The sequence below is a fragment of the Dialister sp. genome (assembly GCF_047832375.1).
Lineage (GTDB): Bacteria > Bacillota > Negativicutes > Veillonellales > Dialisteraceae > Dialister.
This window is the reverse complement of sequence record NZ_CP181256.1, coordinates 2,750,388-2,764,956: the sequence shown is the minus strand read 5'-3', so window position 1 is coordinate 2,764,956 and position 14,569 is coordinate 2,750,388. Positions and strand designations below refer to the sequence as shown.

The following is a 14,569-nucleotide window of genomic DNA, read 5'->3' as shown; positions in this document are numbered from 1 at the left end:
CACCACTCCTAACTCCTCACTCCTCACTCCTCACTCTCCCTACTCGTTCGATGGAAAAACGATTCTACACACATTATTAGACCCAGGAGGCCATCATGAACCTTTTACTGGCAGATCTTCATAAATTTGTGGGCTACAGCGGCGGCATCGAGCATGTCCTTTCCCGCATGGCCTTTGCCATGGCGGAGCGGGGCTTTACGGTTTCCGTAGTCATGGCCGATGAGAAGGAGGGGGAACCCTTTTATCCCTTCCCGGACAGCTGCCATTTTTACAATCTCTTTCACATGGCAGGCATGAAGCCGGTCCATATGAGTGCCCTGGGCAAGGGGCTCCGGGAAGTCACCCGGCTCTTCAGCCAGGAAGGCGCAAGGGACAGGAATTATAAAATGCTCGCTGCTGCCGCGCCGCAGCTGGAGAAGGTCCTGGAACGGGAAAAGCCGAATGTCATCGTTTCCTTCCGCGAGCCCACGGGCCGCCTGCTGCTGGAGGGACTGTCCACGGACATCCCGGTCATTTCCATGCTCCACAATGACCCCGATGAAATTTTTGCCCATTCCCCGGCCAATGAAAAAAGGGCGCTCGAAAAGAGCGCTGCCGTCCAGGCCCTCATGCCTTCCTTCATCAGTAAGGCAAAGAAATACCTACGCCATGATCACCTGGTCTATATTCCAAATGCTGTAAATATTCCTGACCTCACCGCTGACCCCGGACAGGACCGCAGGACTTATACCATCACCAATGTGGGCCGCATCACCGGACGCACCAAGCGCCAGCACCTCCTGGTCGAAGCCTTCAGCCTCCTGGCCAAAGACTTTCCGGACTGGCAGGTGGAACTCTGGGGTGATACCTATGATAAGGCCTATGTGGCCACCATTAAACGGCTCATCAGTAAAAACGGGCTTGAAGACCGCGTCCACCTGCGGGGTACGACAAAAGACATGGCCCCCGTGTGGCAGCATACCGATATCTTCGCTTTCCCCAGCCACCACGAAGGCTTCCCCCTGGCCCTGACAGAAGCTATGGGCGTCGGTATCCCCGCCATAGGCTATAAGAGCTGCCCCGCCGTGAACGAGCTCATCCATGACGGGGAGAATGGCTTCCTTGTAGATGACGGCGCAGGGCCCCTGGCCGAGGCCCTCAGGAAACTCATGGAATCTCCTGCGCTCCGCCGGAAAATGGGACAGAATGCCCAGGAATCCATGAAGCCCTTTGCCCCCCATGTGGTATGGGATGAGTGGGACCGGCTGATACAAGAGGTAGGAAAAAAGATAGAATTGAGATTTGAGTGAAGAGAATTGAGGTTCCGCGGCTTTGCCGCAAATGCACCCTGAATCAGATCGAGGCCGAGGTTGAGATCGAGGTCCTGGGGGATTTAGATTCAGGTCCAGGTCCAATTGAGGTTCCGCGGCTTTGCCGCAAATGCACCCTGAATCAGATCGAGGTCGAGGTCGAGATCGAGGTCCTGGGGGATCTAGATCCAGGTCCAGGTCCAGGTCTATAGCGGCTTTGCCGCGGGTCTTGTGGCTGAAGATGCATGCGAACGGGCGGGGCTCCTAGGGAAGCACTGATTAAATCGTTGTCAGATTTCATTCTTGGATTTTTATGCAATGCAAGGAATAACTCGACGCGAATAGCGAGCTATTTAAGGAGAGTTATGACGAAGCAGTGCATAAAAATCCTTATGAAATCTGACTCTGCGAATTAATCAGTGCTTCCCTAGCTGCTGGCTTTTAGCTTTCAGGAAAAACCACCCGCCTGCGGCGCTTCTGTCAGTTTCCTATAGCTAACCCCAGCCCGGTGGGCAGCCCCTTCCCAAGGGGGGCTTTTTTTGTATCAATTTTTGGTTTGGGGTTAGAGGCACCAGGAGCCCATCAGCGGCGGAGCCGCGGATTGTTGACCTCCCCCATCTATGGGGGAGGTGCCCGCAGAGTGAACATCCTGCATAGGATGTTCAAGTCTGGTCCAAGTTGATCGGCCAGCCGATAAAAGGAAGGCGTCTTATTGTGCAGCAAAGACGCCAACTTACGGCTGACTTGCAAGTCCTATGCAGGACTTGCACACTTATCCTGCACATTAAAGCGCCTTCCTTTTGTGACCAGACGGAGGGGGCTCTCGCTGAAGCTGCCCTGGCCGTTCTTTCTCAATCCCATCGGCACCCCTCCACCGCTTACGTAGTCCCCGGGCGACGAAGCCGCGAGGTCTCAACTCTTAACGCTCTTTCCTCCACTCTTCCTATTATAGGTTGAATTTATCCTAGAAAGTCCATATAATCAGGATAGAAAGGGGGAAATGATGATGAATGTAAATACGGATGCCATGGTTTCCATGACGGAGGCTAACCAGAATTTCTCGAAGGTGGCCAGATTGGCAGATGAAAAGGGCGCTGTGGTCATATTGAAGAATAATGCACCTCGCTATCTTCTGGTGGAATTCGGAAAAGCCACAAAGGTACAGGAGGCCTCGGACGAGGATATATTGACCATATCCAAAAGACTGATTGATAAAAACAGGAAAGCCTATGAGGTCCTGGCTAAATGATCATTCTTACGGAACGACAGGTTATTCTTCTTCACAGACAGCTGATAGAGGAAACCGGAGGTATCGATGGACTGAGGGACAAAGGGCTGCTGCAATCGGCGTTAGCTGCTCCTTTCCAATCTTATGACAACATAGATATGTATCCATCCATACAACAGAAAGGGGCAAGACTGGGGTATGGACTCATAATGAACCATCCATTCATAGACGGGAACAAACGGATCGGCGCTCATGCAATGCTTGTATTTTTGGAATTGAATCATATTGCGTTGAATTACACGCAGGAAGAACTGATTGATATAATTATGAAAACAGCGGCTGGGCAATGTACTTTTAATGAACTGTTGTCCTGGGTATTGAACCACCAGAAATAAATCGAGATAACCGGCCTGCAGCGAAAAAATAGAATTGAGTGAAGAGAATTGAGGTACTCTCCCTGCCCCTCCCCAAGGGGGGCTTTTTTTGTATCAATTTTTGGGTTTAGGGATAGAGTCATCAGGGTTCCAATAGCGATGCAGCTGCTGATAATTGACCTCCCCCATCTATGGGGGAGGTGCCCGCAGGGTGAACATCCTGCATAGGATGTTCAAGTCTGGTCCAAGTTGATCGGCCAGCCGATAAAAGGAAGGCGTCTTATTGTGCAGCAAAGACGCCAACTTACGGCTGACTTGCAAGTCCTATGCAGGACTTGCACACTTATCCTGCACATTAAAGCGCCTTCCTTTTGGGACCCGGCCAATCGAGTGACAGATAGTGGCAATAGTAACGCCATTTTATAAGAGTGCGGCATGCCGCACTCTTATAAAATGGCGCGTATTTATTTCATTTCGTCTCCGGTAAGGAACTGTTCTACACCCATGTAAAGTATACCTTTTTCATCCTGCCAGGGGATAATGGGATCCCGCAGGATAACAATTTTCTGAAACGAATCATCAATGTGGCGAAGGGATTCTGTTTCCTGTCTTCTCTTTTCTTCTGTGTCCATTCGAAAGGCAGATTGGATATACCATCTGCGGTTTCCACCGTTGACTACGAAGTCCACTTCAAAATTTTTTCTGAGCTTCTTCCCTTCCGGATCACGGTAGTTATACTCTACCATTCCCACGTCTACATCCAGACCCCTCCTGCAGAGGTCTGTAAATATGACATTTTCCATGATATGTGTCGGTTCCTGCTGTCGGAAATTCAGCCTCGCATTCCTAAGTCCCACATCGGTGAAATAGTACTTATAGGGAGTAGAGATATATCGTTTTCCTTTGATATCATATCTCTGCGCTTTTTCTAACAGAAATGCATCGATAAAATAGTCTATGTATTTGGCAATGGTCGGCGATGACAGGCGGATATGCCCCACCGATTCAAAGGTACGTGATAATTTCGCCGGATTTGTAAAAGATCCGATGGAAGAGGATAAAATATCCAGCAGTTCTTCCAATACGGTCTCATCTTTTGCTATATGCTGCCTTTCTACTACATCCCTGATATAGGTACCGGTGAAAAGGTCTTTCAAATATCTGCTTTTCTCTTCATGCCCTGAAAGGGACTGAACCACCGGCATTCCTCCATAGGTACAATATTCGTTAAAGGCCATCCGTGGGTCCCCTGTCCAGGTCTCCAAAAACTCTTTATAGGAAAGAGGATATACCCGTATTTCATCTCCCCTGTCACGGAACTGTGTCAAAATATCAGAGGAAAGCATATGGGAATTACTGCCTGTAATATAGAGATCCAGGTTTGGCAATTTCATGAGCCCCATGACCACGTCCACAAAGGTAATGACGGCCCCTGGTACATAGGGATTGGACATAGGTTCTACAAACTGGATTTCATCTATGAATACATAGTATGTTTTTTGAGGATCTTTAATGCGGCTCCGGACCCAGGCATCCAGTTCTATGGGGTTTCTTTCTCTGGCATGGGCCAATTCATCCAACGATATGGTAAGGATAGCATCTTCTTTAACTCCTTCCGTCAAAAGTTCCTTCCGGTACAATTGGAAAAGGAGATACGATTTTCCGGCACGCCGCATTCCTGTTATAATTTTTATTCGGCCATTATTCTTTTTCTTTTTCAGCTGCTTCAGATAAAAGGGTCTTTCAATTTCCATGGTCCACTCCATTTTATAAAAGTGCGGCATGCCGCAAGATAATAAAATCTATTTCCTCTATTGTATCTGTTATTTTTTATGAAGACAATGACCTCCGGATAAAAATATGCGGTTAGTGGCCAGTTGCTTCGCGGCAATTGCACTCTGATTCAGATTGAGGTCAAGATTGGGATCAAGGTAACCAGCCTGCAGCGCTTCCATCAGTTTCCTATAGCTAACCCCAGCCCGGTGGGCAGCCCCTTCCCAAGGAAGGAGCCTACTGCAGAAGCTCTTTCACGTTATTTGTGTAGAGTCTTTAGGATTCCAATAGCGGCGAAGTCGCGGGAACTCAACTCTCTTTCCTCAACTCTCAACTCTTAGCTGCGGAGCAGCTATCGGCTATAGCCATCGCCCTGTTTTAATTGATATAATAAGGAAAATGGTCATTTTATACTCTCAAGGAGGCCATTATGGAGGAAATCAGGGCAGGTTCGGCAGAGCGGGTACTGGAGCGCATCCTGGCATGCGCTGTGTCCGAGGGGGCCAGTGATATTCATATCGAGCCCCAGGCTTCCTTTCTTCGGGTCCGGTTCCGGGAGGACGGCAGGCTCCGGGAGCGGTTCCGGATGCCCCTTTCCATGCTGTCCGGCCTGTCGGTGCGGTCCAAGGTCATCGGCCACATGGATGTGGGAGAAAGCCGGCGTCCCCAGGATGGGAGTTATGCCGCCGACTGGGATGGGAAGTCCTGTGATTTCCGCATTTCCATCCTCCCTTCCCTGTATGGGGAAAATATCGTCATCCGCCTCCTTTCGAGCCATGTGGATTTCATTGAGAAGAACCGCCTCGGCATGCTGCCGGTGCAGGAGGAGGTTTTCCGGAAATGCCTTACCCGAAAGAGCGGCATGATCCTCACCTGCGGCCCCACGGGCAGCGGGAAGACATCCACCCTTTATGCGGCCCTGAAGCTGGTGAACCGGGAGGGGCTCAGCATTATTTCGGTGGAGGATCCGGTGGAGTACCGGCTGGAGGGTATCACCCAGGTCCAGGTGAATGAGAAGGCGGGCCTCACCTTCGGCAGCGGCCTCCGTTCCATTGTGCGGCAGGACCCGGATATCATCATGATCGGCGAAATCCGGGACCGGGAGACTGCGGAAATCGCGGTCCATGCGGCCCTTACGGGGCACCTGGTGCTGTCTACGCTCCACACAAACCATGCCTCCGATGCGCCGCTACGGCTCATGGATATGGGCGTGGCCCCTTACCTCCTGTCCGCCTCCCTGTCCCTGGTCATGGCCCAGAGGCTGGCGGGCTGTCTCTGTCCCAAGTGCCGCCGGAAAAAGGAGCTTTCCGAAGAGGAATGCGCTTCTTTCGGTTTCCCAAAGGATATGGCGGGCCGTGCGGTCTGGGAAGAGGGAAGCTGTCCCTCCTGCCACGAAGGGATCCGGGGACGGACGGGAGTTTTCGAAATGATTTCCATAGGCCGGAGGGAACGGGACCTCATCCATCACGGGTTCACCTCCGATGGCCTTCGGCAATGCATGAAGGGCCAGGGACAGCCTTCCATGGGGGAAGCGGCACTGGCCCTGGTGAGGGATGGACAGATTTCCCCCAAAGAGGGTTCTCTGATTCTGGCAGGGGAGGATTGATTGTATGGATATCAATGCACTGATTGGCCAGTACCCCTCCATGACCGATATTCACGTCACGGAAGGAGAGGCTGTCATGATACGGACCCAGGGCAGCCTGAAAAAGCTCCGGGAAACGGCGGACGCTGCCCTTTTCGAAGAATTGGCAGACCATTTCCTGGATGACGGAAAGAGAAAGGAATGGGATACCCGGGGGTCCTGTGACAGCGGCGCTTCCACCGGCACCTGCCGCCTCCGTATCCACATGTACCACTCCCTGGGCAAGATGGTCTCCGCCATCCGCATCCTCCCCACCCTGTCCTCCATTTCCCAGGACCCGGACAGGGAATGGATGGAAAAAATGGCGTCTCTGGAGCATGGCCTGGTGCTGGTGACGGGACCTTCCGGCAGCGGCAAGAGCACCACCATGGCCCGGATCCTCACCCTCATCGCCAGCCACCGCCCCTGCCATGTGGTGACACTGGAAGACCCGGTGGAATATGTGATTCCTTCGGGGAAAGCGCTGGTACACCAGCGGGAAGTGGGCATGGACGTGCCGGACTTTGCCTCCGGCATCCGGGATGCCCTCCGGGAGGATCCTGACGTCATTGCTCTCGGTGAAATGCGGGATGGAGAGACCATATCCGCCGCCCTCACCGCCGCAGAGACGGGGCACCTGGTGCTGGGCACCCTCCACAACACCAGGGCCGCCGACTCCATCGGCCGCATGATCCACGCCTTCCCGGCGGACCGGCAGGAGGAAGCCCGGGCCCTGCTGGCGGCAAATCTCCGGTCCGTGGCAGCCCAGCAGCTCTATCGGAACGGGAAGGACACCTGGCTCATCCGGGAAATCCTCACCAACATCCCCGCCATTGCCCACCTCATCCGGGAAGGAAAGGAAGAGCAGATCCCTTCGTACATGGAAATGGGACTGAACCAGATGCGTACCCTGAAGCAGGCGGTGTATGGCCTCCGGAATATATCGGAACGGGAACGGGAGAGGATGATGAAGTATCTGGAATTGTGAGGATAGGGACAGCCGCTTCGCGGCTATCCATCCCCCGGCCTTTGGCTGTCCCCCGTTTGGCTTAAAAGGAAGGCGCCTTAATGGGCAGGCCAAGCGCCTTATTTATGCCAAACTTGAATGTCCTATGTGGGCATCCTGCAGAGGATGCCCAAGCCGGGCTCATTTGCGAGCCGTTCCTGCACACTAAGCGAGCACCTTAGAGCCCGGCCGAAGCACATTCATCTCTAAGGGGGAACGCTTTTGATGGATAGTGTCACGTTGCTGGAGACGTCAGACAGTCAGACTTCAGATGCCAGGCTCCTTAAGCCGCTTCGCGGCTATCCATCCCCCGGCCTTTAGCCGTCCCCCTTCTCTAAGGGGGAACGCTTTGATGGATAGCGTCACTCTGCTGGAGACGTCAGACGGTCAGACTTCAGATGCCAGGCTTCTTAAGCCGCTTCGCGGCTATCCATCCCCCGGCCTTTGGCCGTCCCCCTTCTCCAAGGGGGAGCGTTTTTGCGGATAGTGTCACTTCTCGGGAAACGGCAGACTATCAGACTCCTTGAGCCGCTTAGTGGCGGATCCACTCTTCTCTCTTTTCTCTTCACTCTTCACTTCCGGGCCTTTGGCCCTGGACCTCGATTCTCTTCACTCAATTCTCAATTCTACCCCAGCGAGGTACCGATGATGAAAGAATTCGTTTACAAGGCCTACGATGAAAGCGGGGTTCTCGTGGAGGACCGGCTGCTGGCGGAGTCCCGGATGGAGGCGGCCCGGGAGGTTTTTGCCCGGGATCTCCATCTCATCCATCTGGAGGAAAAGAAGGAGGAAAAGTCCCTCTTCTCCTGGGGACGGCCCTTTGCTTCCCGCCGGAAGCTGTCTCTCCTGGCAGAGGAATGGGCAGCCCTCCTGGATGCGGGGCTCACCATGACGGACTCCCTTTCCCTTCTGGAGGAGCAGTTGGGGCGGAAGGAGCGAAAGGTGCTTTCCGATATAGGGAAGACCATTTCCACCGGCCACGGCATCGGGGACAGTTTCCGCCGGGTCCGCTGTTTCCCGCCTTTCTTCATATCCCTTCTCCAGGTGGGGGAACTGTCGGGCACCCTGCCGGAGGAGCTCCATCGGATTTCAAAATACTACGAGAAGGAGGACCGTTTCATCCGGCAGCTGGAGCGGGCATTGGCCTATCCCCTTTTTACCACTCTTTTCTCCCTGGTCCTTTTCTTTGTGATTCTTACATTCATTCTCCCCTCCTTTGCCCTGCTCTTTGAAGCCCTGTCCATTCCCCTGCCAAAGATGGCGTCCTTCGCCCTGGCACTGGGGCTCTGGCTTCGGGACTATGGGGTCCTCCTCTTTTCCATCCTTTTCCTCCTGGTACTGGGCGGGACGCTTTTCTGCCTGACGGAGGAAGGGAAAAAAAGGCTGGACCGGTTCCTGTACCATCGGGCGTTCTACCACCGGATCCTGCTTATCCGCTTCTGCACCACCCTCTCCGCCCTTCTGGAGAGCGGCCGCACCCTTTCGGAATCCCTCCGGGATGTTAAGGAGGTACTCCATAACCGAGCCGCCACGAAGGCCCTGTCCCAGGTCATCGGTGAACTGGAAAAGGGGCAGTCCTTTGACAGGGCCCTGGGCGCAGGGAACTTTGGTTTTCCCCTGGTGTGCCACCTCTGCCGGGTGGGCATGGAAAGCGGGGAACTGCCCCGATTCCTCCGGCACGCAGGAGATATTCTTTCCCAGGAAACGGAGCGGAAGCTGCACCGGTTCCGGGCTGTCCTGGAGCCGTCCCTCCTCATTTTCACCGGTGCCGTCACGGCGTTTCTCGTGTTTTCCGTCATGCTGCCGGTATTCCAGGCCGCCGGAAGCCATATGGGAGGGTAGCCGCTTTGCGGCGGAGAGCTGAGGTTCAGGGCCGAAGGCCCTTAAGATCTAGGCCTAGACCTGGATCTTAAGCGGCTTCGCCGCCATTCCAGCTTCCTTCTCTTTTAAAAGAACTCTATTCCCGTACTTCTGGGAGATTTCTCCACTCCTCTATGCTTTAGCGATTCTTACTGTCAGCGTCATTTCTCCGCTTACCACCGGTCGAAATGACGGGTTTCCGTGGGGGCTGGAAATCGGCCGCTTCGCGGCAAATGCACCCCTTCAGTCGCATCCGGCGACATCTCACCCTGCGGGAAAGCGACTCACTATGATTTGTGCGTCGTTAACGCTCCTTCAAATCATGTTCGCTGCCACCCCGAAGGGGGAGACAGGGTTTGTGGCGGATTCACTCTTCTCTCTTTTCTCTTCACTCTTCACTTCCGGGCCTTTGGCCCCGGACCTCAATTCTCTTCACTCAATTCTCAATTCTGTTTTTTCCCACGAGGTGATTCATGAATTCCCAAGGTGTTATTTTTGATATGGACGGTACCCTCTTTGATACGGAAAGTGTATTCCAGGAGGAATGGAACCGGATAGCCCAGGAGCGGGGCCTGTCCCTTCCGAAGTCCTTTGCATACGATATCTGCGGTACCAGCGGGGATCCCATGAACCGCATCATCGAGAGGTACTACCATGTATCCGACGGGACGGAAATCCAGTATTTCTGCAAGGAGCGGGTGTCCCGGCGGCTCCTGACAAAGGTGCCGGAGAAACCGGGATGCCGGGAGATTCTCTCTTTCTTCCGGGAAAAGGGGTACACCATTTCCATAGGAAGCAGCAGTCCCATGAGGCAGATCCGGGCTAACCTTACAGTCACCGGCCTTTCTTCCTGTTTCCATGCCCTGGCCAGCGGGGAGGAAGTGGAGCATGGAAAGCCGGCGCCGGACATTTTCCTCCTGGCCGCAAGGAAGATGGGCCTTTCTCCCTCCCGGTGCTATGTGTTCGAGGACAGTCCCAACGGGATCCGCGCCGCTTTTGCCGCCGGCATGAAGCCCATCATGGTGCCGGATCTCATGCCCGTAACCGGGGAAATGAGGGAAAAGTGTTTTGCCATTTTTGAAAGTCTTCTTGCGGCAAAAGAGTTTTTTGAGAGAAATGAGAATGGATGACGTAGTTTTGCATGCTGATGGGCAGAGTCGGCTGGCATGGGGCTGTTAGCTATTAGCTGTTAGCTTCCAGGAAAGCCGATCAGCCTGCGGCGCCTGTGTGGTTGGGCGTCGTGTGAACGGGTGGGGGCTTCTAGCTTTTAGCTTCCAGCTTTTAGGAAAGCTGGTCAGCCTGCGGCACTTTTCATCCTGCTGTTTGCGCTAACAGTTCATGCCGTAGGCTGTAGAGATCTCCTAACTGCTAACAACTAGGAGCTAGCAGCCCCGCCCCAAGTGACTCTACCCATAAGCACCCCTACACCCCTTCCCCATTCCGTGCTATACTTGTCATTGGCGCTTAAACGTACTTTATACTTTAATTCATAGGAAGTCTTTGGCATGTATAGATTCTATCAATGGTTTAAAAAATATGAGCTCTACATCCTGCCGGTGCTGGTGGTGGTGCTGGTGGTGGGAGCCTTTCATTTCCTCTTCGGCAGGGACAGCGGGAAGGCAGAATCATCCCGGGAAAAGGTGATGGCCCTCCATGAGGGGGACACCATCGGCGTCCTGGCCCCGGCGGCCCACGGGGGCATGACGGACTACAACCGGTCCATCGAGCTTCTGGAGTCCCTGGGATACAAGGTGAAACTGGCCCCTTCGGTAACCGATGATTATGGTTTCCTGGCCGGCAGTGACGAGGAACGGGCGAAGGATATCAATGATTTCTTCCAGGATGACAGCATCAAGGCCATCGTCTCTCTTCGGGGCGGCTACGGCTCCGCCCGGCTCCTGGACAAGCTGGACTACAAGATGATTGCAAAACATCCGAAAATGCTCATCGGCTTTTCCGATATTACCGCCCTCCACACGGCCATCGGCCAGAAGAGCGGCATCGTCACCATCCATGGTCCCATGCTGTCCAGCTTCAAGGATTACAATTACACCGCTTTCACCCTCTACAATTTCGAAAACGGCCTGTCCGGCAGCCTGCCGAAGGGAGAAATCCGGCTCCCCGCCGGAAGGAAACTGAAGGCCCTCACCCCCGGCGATGCGGAGGGTATCCTGGAAGGGGGCAACCTGTCGGTGCTGGCTTCCCTCTGCGGCACCCCCTACGGTCTCAAGGGAGATGGTGCCATCCTGGTACTGGAGGATACGGGAGAAGATCCTTACCGGGTGGACCGGATGATGCAGCAGCTTTACCAGAATGGCCTCCTCTCCCGGGTTTCCGCCATCGCCTACGGCGATTTCTACGGCGCCTCCCCGGAAAACGGGGAATTTTCCATCCACGACGTCCTCGCCCACTATGCCAAGCTCTCGGGGAAACCGGTGATTGAAGGCCTTCCCATCGGCCACGGTCCGGATAACCTCTTCCTCCCCCTGTGGGTAAAGGCCTCCCTCCACGCCGGAGAAGACGGCAGCGCTTCCCTGGTGATTGAGGAGGACTATAAGAGCCGCTCCGCGGCTAAGAGTTGAGATTTGAGATTTGAGATTTGAGATTTGAGGTCCAGCGGCTTTGCCGCAAATGAAAATCGGTTGCTATGGCCCGCAGGGCCTGATCGCCTAGCTACTAGATACTCTTTCTACGAAAGGAGTCCATCATGTACAAAATCCAGGTCTATCTCCCTCCGGAAGCGCTCCGGAAAGTCAGGAAGGCCATCGAGAAAGCCGGTGGCGGTAAAATCGGAAATTATGAAGGCTGCATGTCCTGGTGGAAAGTGCGGTCTTCCTGGATCACCATGGACGGCGCCCACCCCTACAACGGAAAAGTGGGGGAACGGACGGAGGCGGCGGAGTACATCCTCCAGTGCCGGGTGGACGAGGAACACCTGGCAGGGGTGATTGCAGCCATCAAAAAAGCCCACCCCTATGAAGAACCGGTGGTGGACGTGGTGAAGCTGGAAAATGCAGATTTGAGAGTTGAGATTTGAGATTTGAGAGTTGAGGCTCGGCAGCTTCACCGCAAGAGAGACATCAGACAGTTCAGACAGTCAGATGTCAGACTTCGTTGGCCGCAAGGCGGGAAATTCCAGGCTCCCCGGGAGGGGAGCTTTTTTGCATGCCTGCGGCGCCTTCCATTAAATGTCATCAATCGGAATCATCAGACGGGAAGCACCGCAGGCGACTGAGAATCCAGTGACGCGCTCCCTCCGGTGATAAGCGCCGTAATGACGTAATACATAAAAATAGAATGTGAGATAGAGCCCCGAGATCTCTCAGGTAGATGCCTCTGACGGTCTTACAACACTAAGTACGGTTAAAAAGCCCTGTATTCCCGAATGCAAGAAAGATTTTGGGGCTCATCGTAGCTGTAGCGATTTTTACCTGTGCAATCATTTCGCATGCTACCACCGCTCGAAATGACGTTATGGAGGTAGTTCCAATTTGCGAATCTATTACTAAGTTATCACATAATTAAATTATCATTAGCACAAATATAATTGAGACGACTCACTAGCTGCTAGAGGCTAATAGCTAGAAGCCCCCGCCCGTGCATGCGTACTCTCAGCCTCACCGCTGCAGGAAGACCCGGTTGATGCGGTACATGTAGGCACCGTTGGGGAATACTACCTTGGTGGCGTCTACATAACTTTCCAGGCTGGTGAAGCGGATAAGGGAGAGGCTCCCGGCCAGGTCGATGTACTGCCAGTAGGCACCGCCATTTTCTGTCTCAATGAGGACGAAGAGGTAGGGTGTGAGGCCGGAAATCTCGGACTTCGCATTGGCCAGGGCGGAAAGGAAATCCCCCATGTCCGCCGGCTTTTCTTCCGGCAGCGCCGTGTGGGGCGTATATTCCTTGGGCACCGTAGTAATGCTGTAGTAACGGATGTAAAGTTCCATATTTTTTTCTTTGTTTCCGCTCATGGGAACCTCCTTTAAATAAGATCGAGATTGAGACTGAGATCGAGGGTATCAGCCGCTTTGCGGCTGGATTTGCATGCTCATGGGCAGAGTCACTGGCATGGGGCTTCTAGCTTCTAGCGGCTAGCTTTTAGGAAGTCTGGCCCGCCTGCGGCGCTTCCACTCAATATTATCGTCAGTCATTCGTGCCGTAGGCCGACCAGCTTACCTAGCTGCTAGAAGCTAACAGCTAGCAGCCCCATGCCGGTGACTCTACCCATGAGTACCGAAAACCGATAGTCCCCATCCCGTCTACAACGTAATGGTTCTCGTCATGTTGTCCATCCATTCTCCCTTTTTGTGGTCCCAGGTCTTGATAACGATTTTGTCTTTATAGAGATAGAGAGAATTGGTCCATACCTGTTTTCCGTCCCAGGTGGGGTTGTAGACATCCAGGATTTTTCCGTGGTAGTAGTTCACTTCGTTATTGAAGGAGGGCTCTGTGGGAGGCGTATGGGTGTGGCCGGATACCCAGAGTTTCACCTGTGGATTGGTCAGGAGCAGGAGGTCGATGGCCCCTGCGGGCTGGGCGAAATTCCGGGGACTGCCCACTTTGTCGTTATAGGGAATGAGGGTGTCCGATAAGGGAGCGTGGTAGAAGATAATGGTGGGCTTGGACTGGTTTTCTTTCAGTGTCTTCGTGAGCCAGTCCAGTTCTTCTTTGGACATTTCCACCGGGTATTTTCCCTTTGTATCTTCCGGAGACAGGAAAATGAGGAAGTACTGTCCCATTTCCTTTGTGCTGTGGAGGGGACCGAAGACTTTCTGATAGTTTTCTTCGTGCGCCGCCCGGAGAGCAGGATCCGCCATGACGGGCTTTCCGTTTTTCAGTTCTTCCTTATAAAAGAGCTCATGGTTCCCGGCGATATAGGCTTTATCCCCGGAGAAACCATCGATGAAATTTTTTGCTTCCTTCATCTGGTCCATGGAGCCGTACTGGGCCACCATGTCTCCAGTAAACACGGTGAGGTCCACGTCTTTCCAGCTGTTAATGTCCTGCCGGGCCTTTTCCTTGTTGTCCAGGATGGCCTGCCGCTTGTCTTCCTTTACCGCCTTCGTGGGATAATGGAGGTCCGACACCACCACGATCCGTTCATAGTCTTTCTGGGAGGAAGAGGCGGTCCGGCTGCCGCAGCCGGCAATGGCCAGGCAGCAGAAGGCAAGGGACAGGCAGAGAAATTTATGGAGCATGACAGATCCTTTCTGGAAATCGTCCCAAGCGGGTATATGGGGCTAAGGGTTGTGGGTTGGCATCGCTGACACTTGCCAACCGGGTGGTGGCTTCAACTCCCTTCGGTTGTTGAAGCGGGGGCATAAGGTACAATGGCCGCCTTTGGCGGCGGATTCACATTATGCCCCCGGCGCGATAGCGCCCACAACCCGGTCGAGCCAGCGAAGCGGCGCTCGA

Annotated in this window: 12 protein-coding genes; 9 read left to right on the top strand and 3 right to left on the bottom strand. The window is 53.8% G+C overall.

The genetic code is table 11. The annotated features are described in order from the left end of the window. Window positions 1-95: 95 nt before the first annotated feature. From ACFWUL_RS10915 to ACFWUL_RS10905, 3 genes are all read left to right on the top strand, one after another. Window positions 96-1,289 (top strand): glycosyltransferase, encoded by a 1,194-nt coding sequence (locus ACFWUL_RS10915; protein ID WP_416177310.1) that lies wholly within the window; start codon window positions 96-98, stop codon window positions 1,287-1,289. A gap of 1,000 nt (window positions 1,290-2,289) precedes the next feature. Next, window positions 2,290-2,538, top strand: coding sequence for a type II toxin-antitoxin system Phd/YefM family antitoxin (locus ACFWUL_RS10910; RefSeq protein WP_297041456.1), 249 nt, complete (start codon window positions 2,290-2,292; stop codon window positions 2,536-2,538). Further along, window positions 2,535-2,912, top strand: coding sequence for a type II toxin-antitoxin system death-on-curing family toxin (locus ACFWUL_RS10905; RefSeq protein ID WP_416177309.1), 378 nt, complete (start codon window positions 2,535-2,537; stop codon window positions 2,910-2,912). Before ACFWUL_RS10910 ends, ACFWUL_RS10905 begins: the two co-directional genes overlap by 4 nt. 443 nt (window positions 2,913-3,355) lie before the next feature. Here ACFWUL_RS10905 and ACFWUL_RS10900 read toward each other — a convergent pair whose 3' ends face one another. Beyond that, the gene (locus tag ACFWUL_RS10900) at window positions 3,356-4,645 is read right to left on the bottom strand and encodes an ATP-binding protein (protein ID WP_297020110.1); all 1,290 of its coding nucleotides are present in this window, start codon (window positions 4,643-4,645) and stop codon (window positions 3,356-3,358) included. 449 nt (window positions 4,646-5,094) lie between these two features. Between ACFWUL_RS10900 and ACFWUL_RS10895 the strand changes: the two genes are divergently transcribed. The 6 genes from ACFWUL_RS10895 (at window position 5,095) to ACFWUL_RS10870 (ending at window position 12,191) form a co-directional block, all read left to right on the top strand. After that, the gene (locus ACFWUL_RS10895) at window positions 5,095-6,270 is read left to right on the top strand and encodes a GspE/PulE family protein (RefSeq protein WP_416177308.1); all 1,176 of its coding nucleotides are present in this window, start codon (window positions 5,095-5,097) and stop codon (window positions 6,268-6,270) included. Window positions 6,271-6,274: 4 nt separating this feature from the next. Continuing rightward, the gene (locus ACFWUL_RS10890) at window positions 6,275-7,276 is read left to right on the top strand and encodes a type IV pilus twitching motility protein PilT (protein ID WP_297020104.1); all 1,002 of its coding nucleotides are present in this window, start codon (window positions 6,275-6,277) and stop codon (window positions 7,274-7,276) included. Window positions 7,277-7,939: 663 nt separating this feature from the next. Further along, window positions 7,940-9,136 carry a type II secretion system F family protein gene (locus ACFWUL_RS10885; RefSeq protein WP_416177307.1) on the top strand — a complete coding sequence of 399 codons (1,197 nt, stop codon included), beginning with the start codon at window positions 7,940-7,942 and terminating at the stop codon, window positions 9,134-9,136. A 491-nt stretch (window positions 9,137-9,627) separates the two neighbouring features. After that, window positions 9,628-10,284, top strand: coding sequence for an HAD family hydrolase (locus ACFWUL_RS10880; RefSeq protein ID WP_416177306.1), 657 nt, complete (start codon window positions 9,628-9,630; stop codon window positions 10,282-10,284). 375 nt (window positions 10,285-10,659) lie between these two features. Further along, the gene (locus tag ACFWUL_RS10875; RefSeq protein WP_416177305.1) at window positions 10,660-11,736 is read left to right on the top strand and encodes a S66 peptidase family protein; all 1,077 of its coding nucleotides are present in this window, start codon (window positions 10,660-10,662) and stop codon (window positions 11,734-11,736) included. Window positions 11,737-11,861: 125 nt separating this feature from the next. Continuing rightward, entirely contained in the window at window positions 11,862-12,191 is a 330-nt protein-coding gene (locus ACFWUL_RS10870; RefSeq protein WP_416177303.1) for a hypothetical protein, read from the top strand. A 580-nt stretch (window positions 12,192-12,771) separates the two neighbouring features. Here the strand turns inward: ACFWUL_RS10870 and ACFWUL_RS10865 are convergent. Both ACFWUL_RS10865 and ACFWUL_RS10860 read right to left on the bottom strand, forming a co-directional pair. After that, the gene (locus tag ACFWUL_RS10865) at window positions 12,772-13,125 is read right to left on the bottom strand and encodes a hypothetical protein (RefSeq protein WP_416177302.1); all 354 of its coding nucleotides are present in this window, start codon (window positions 13,123-13,125) and stop codon (window positions 12,772-12,774) included. A 288-nt stretch (window positions 13,126-13,413) separates the two neighbouring features. Continuing rightward, window positions 13,414-14,352, bottom strand: coding sequence for a metallophosphoesterase family protein (locus ACFWUL_RS10860; RefSeq protein ID WP_416177301.1), 939 nt, complete (start codon window positions 14,350-14,352; stop codon window positions 13,414-13,416). Window positions 14,353-14,569 lie beyond the last annotated feature (217 nt).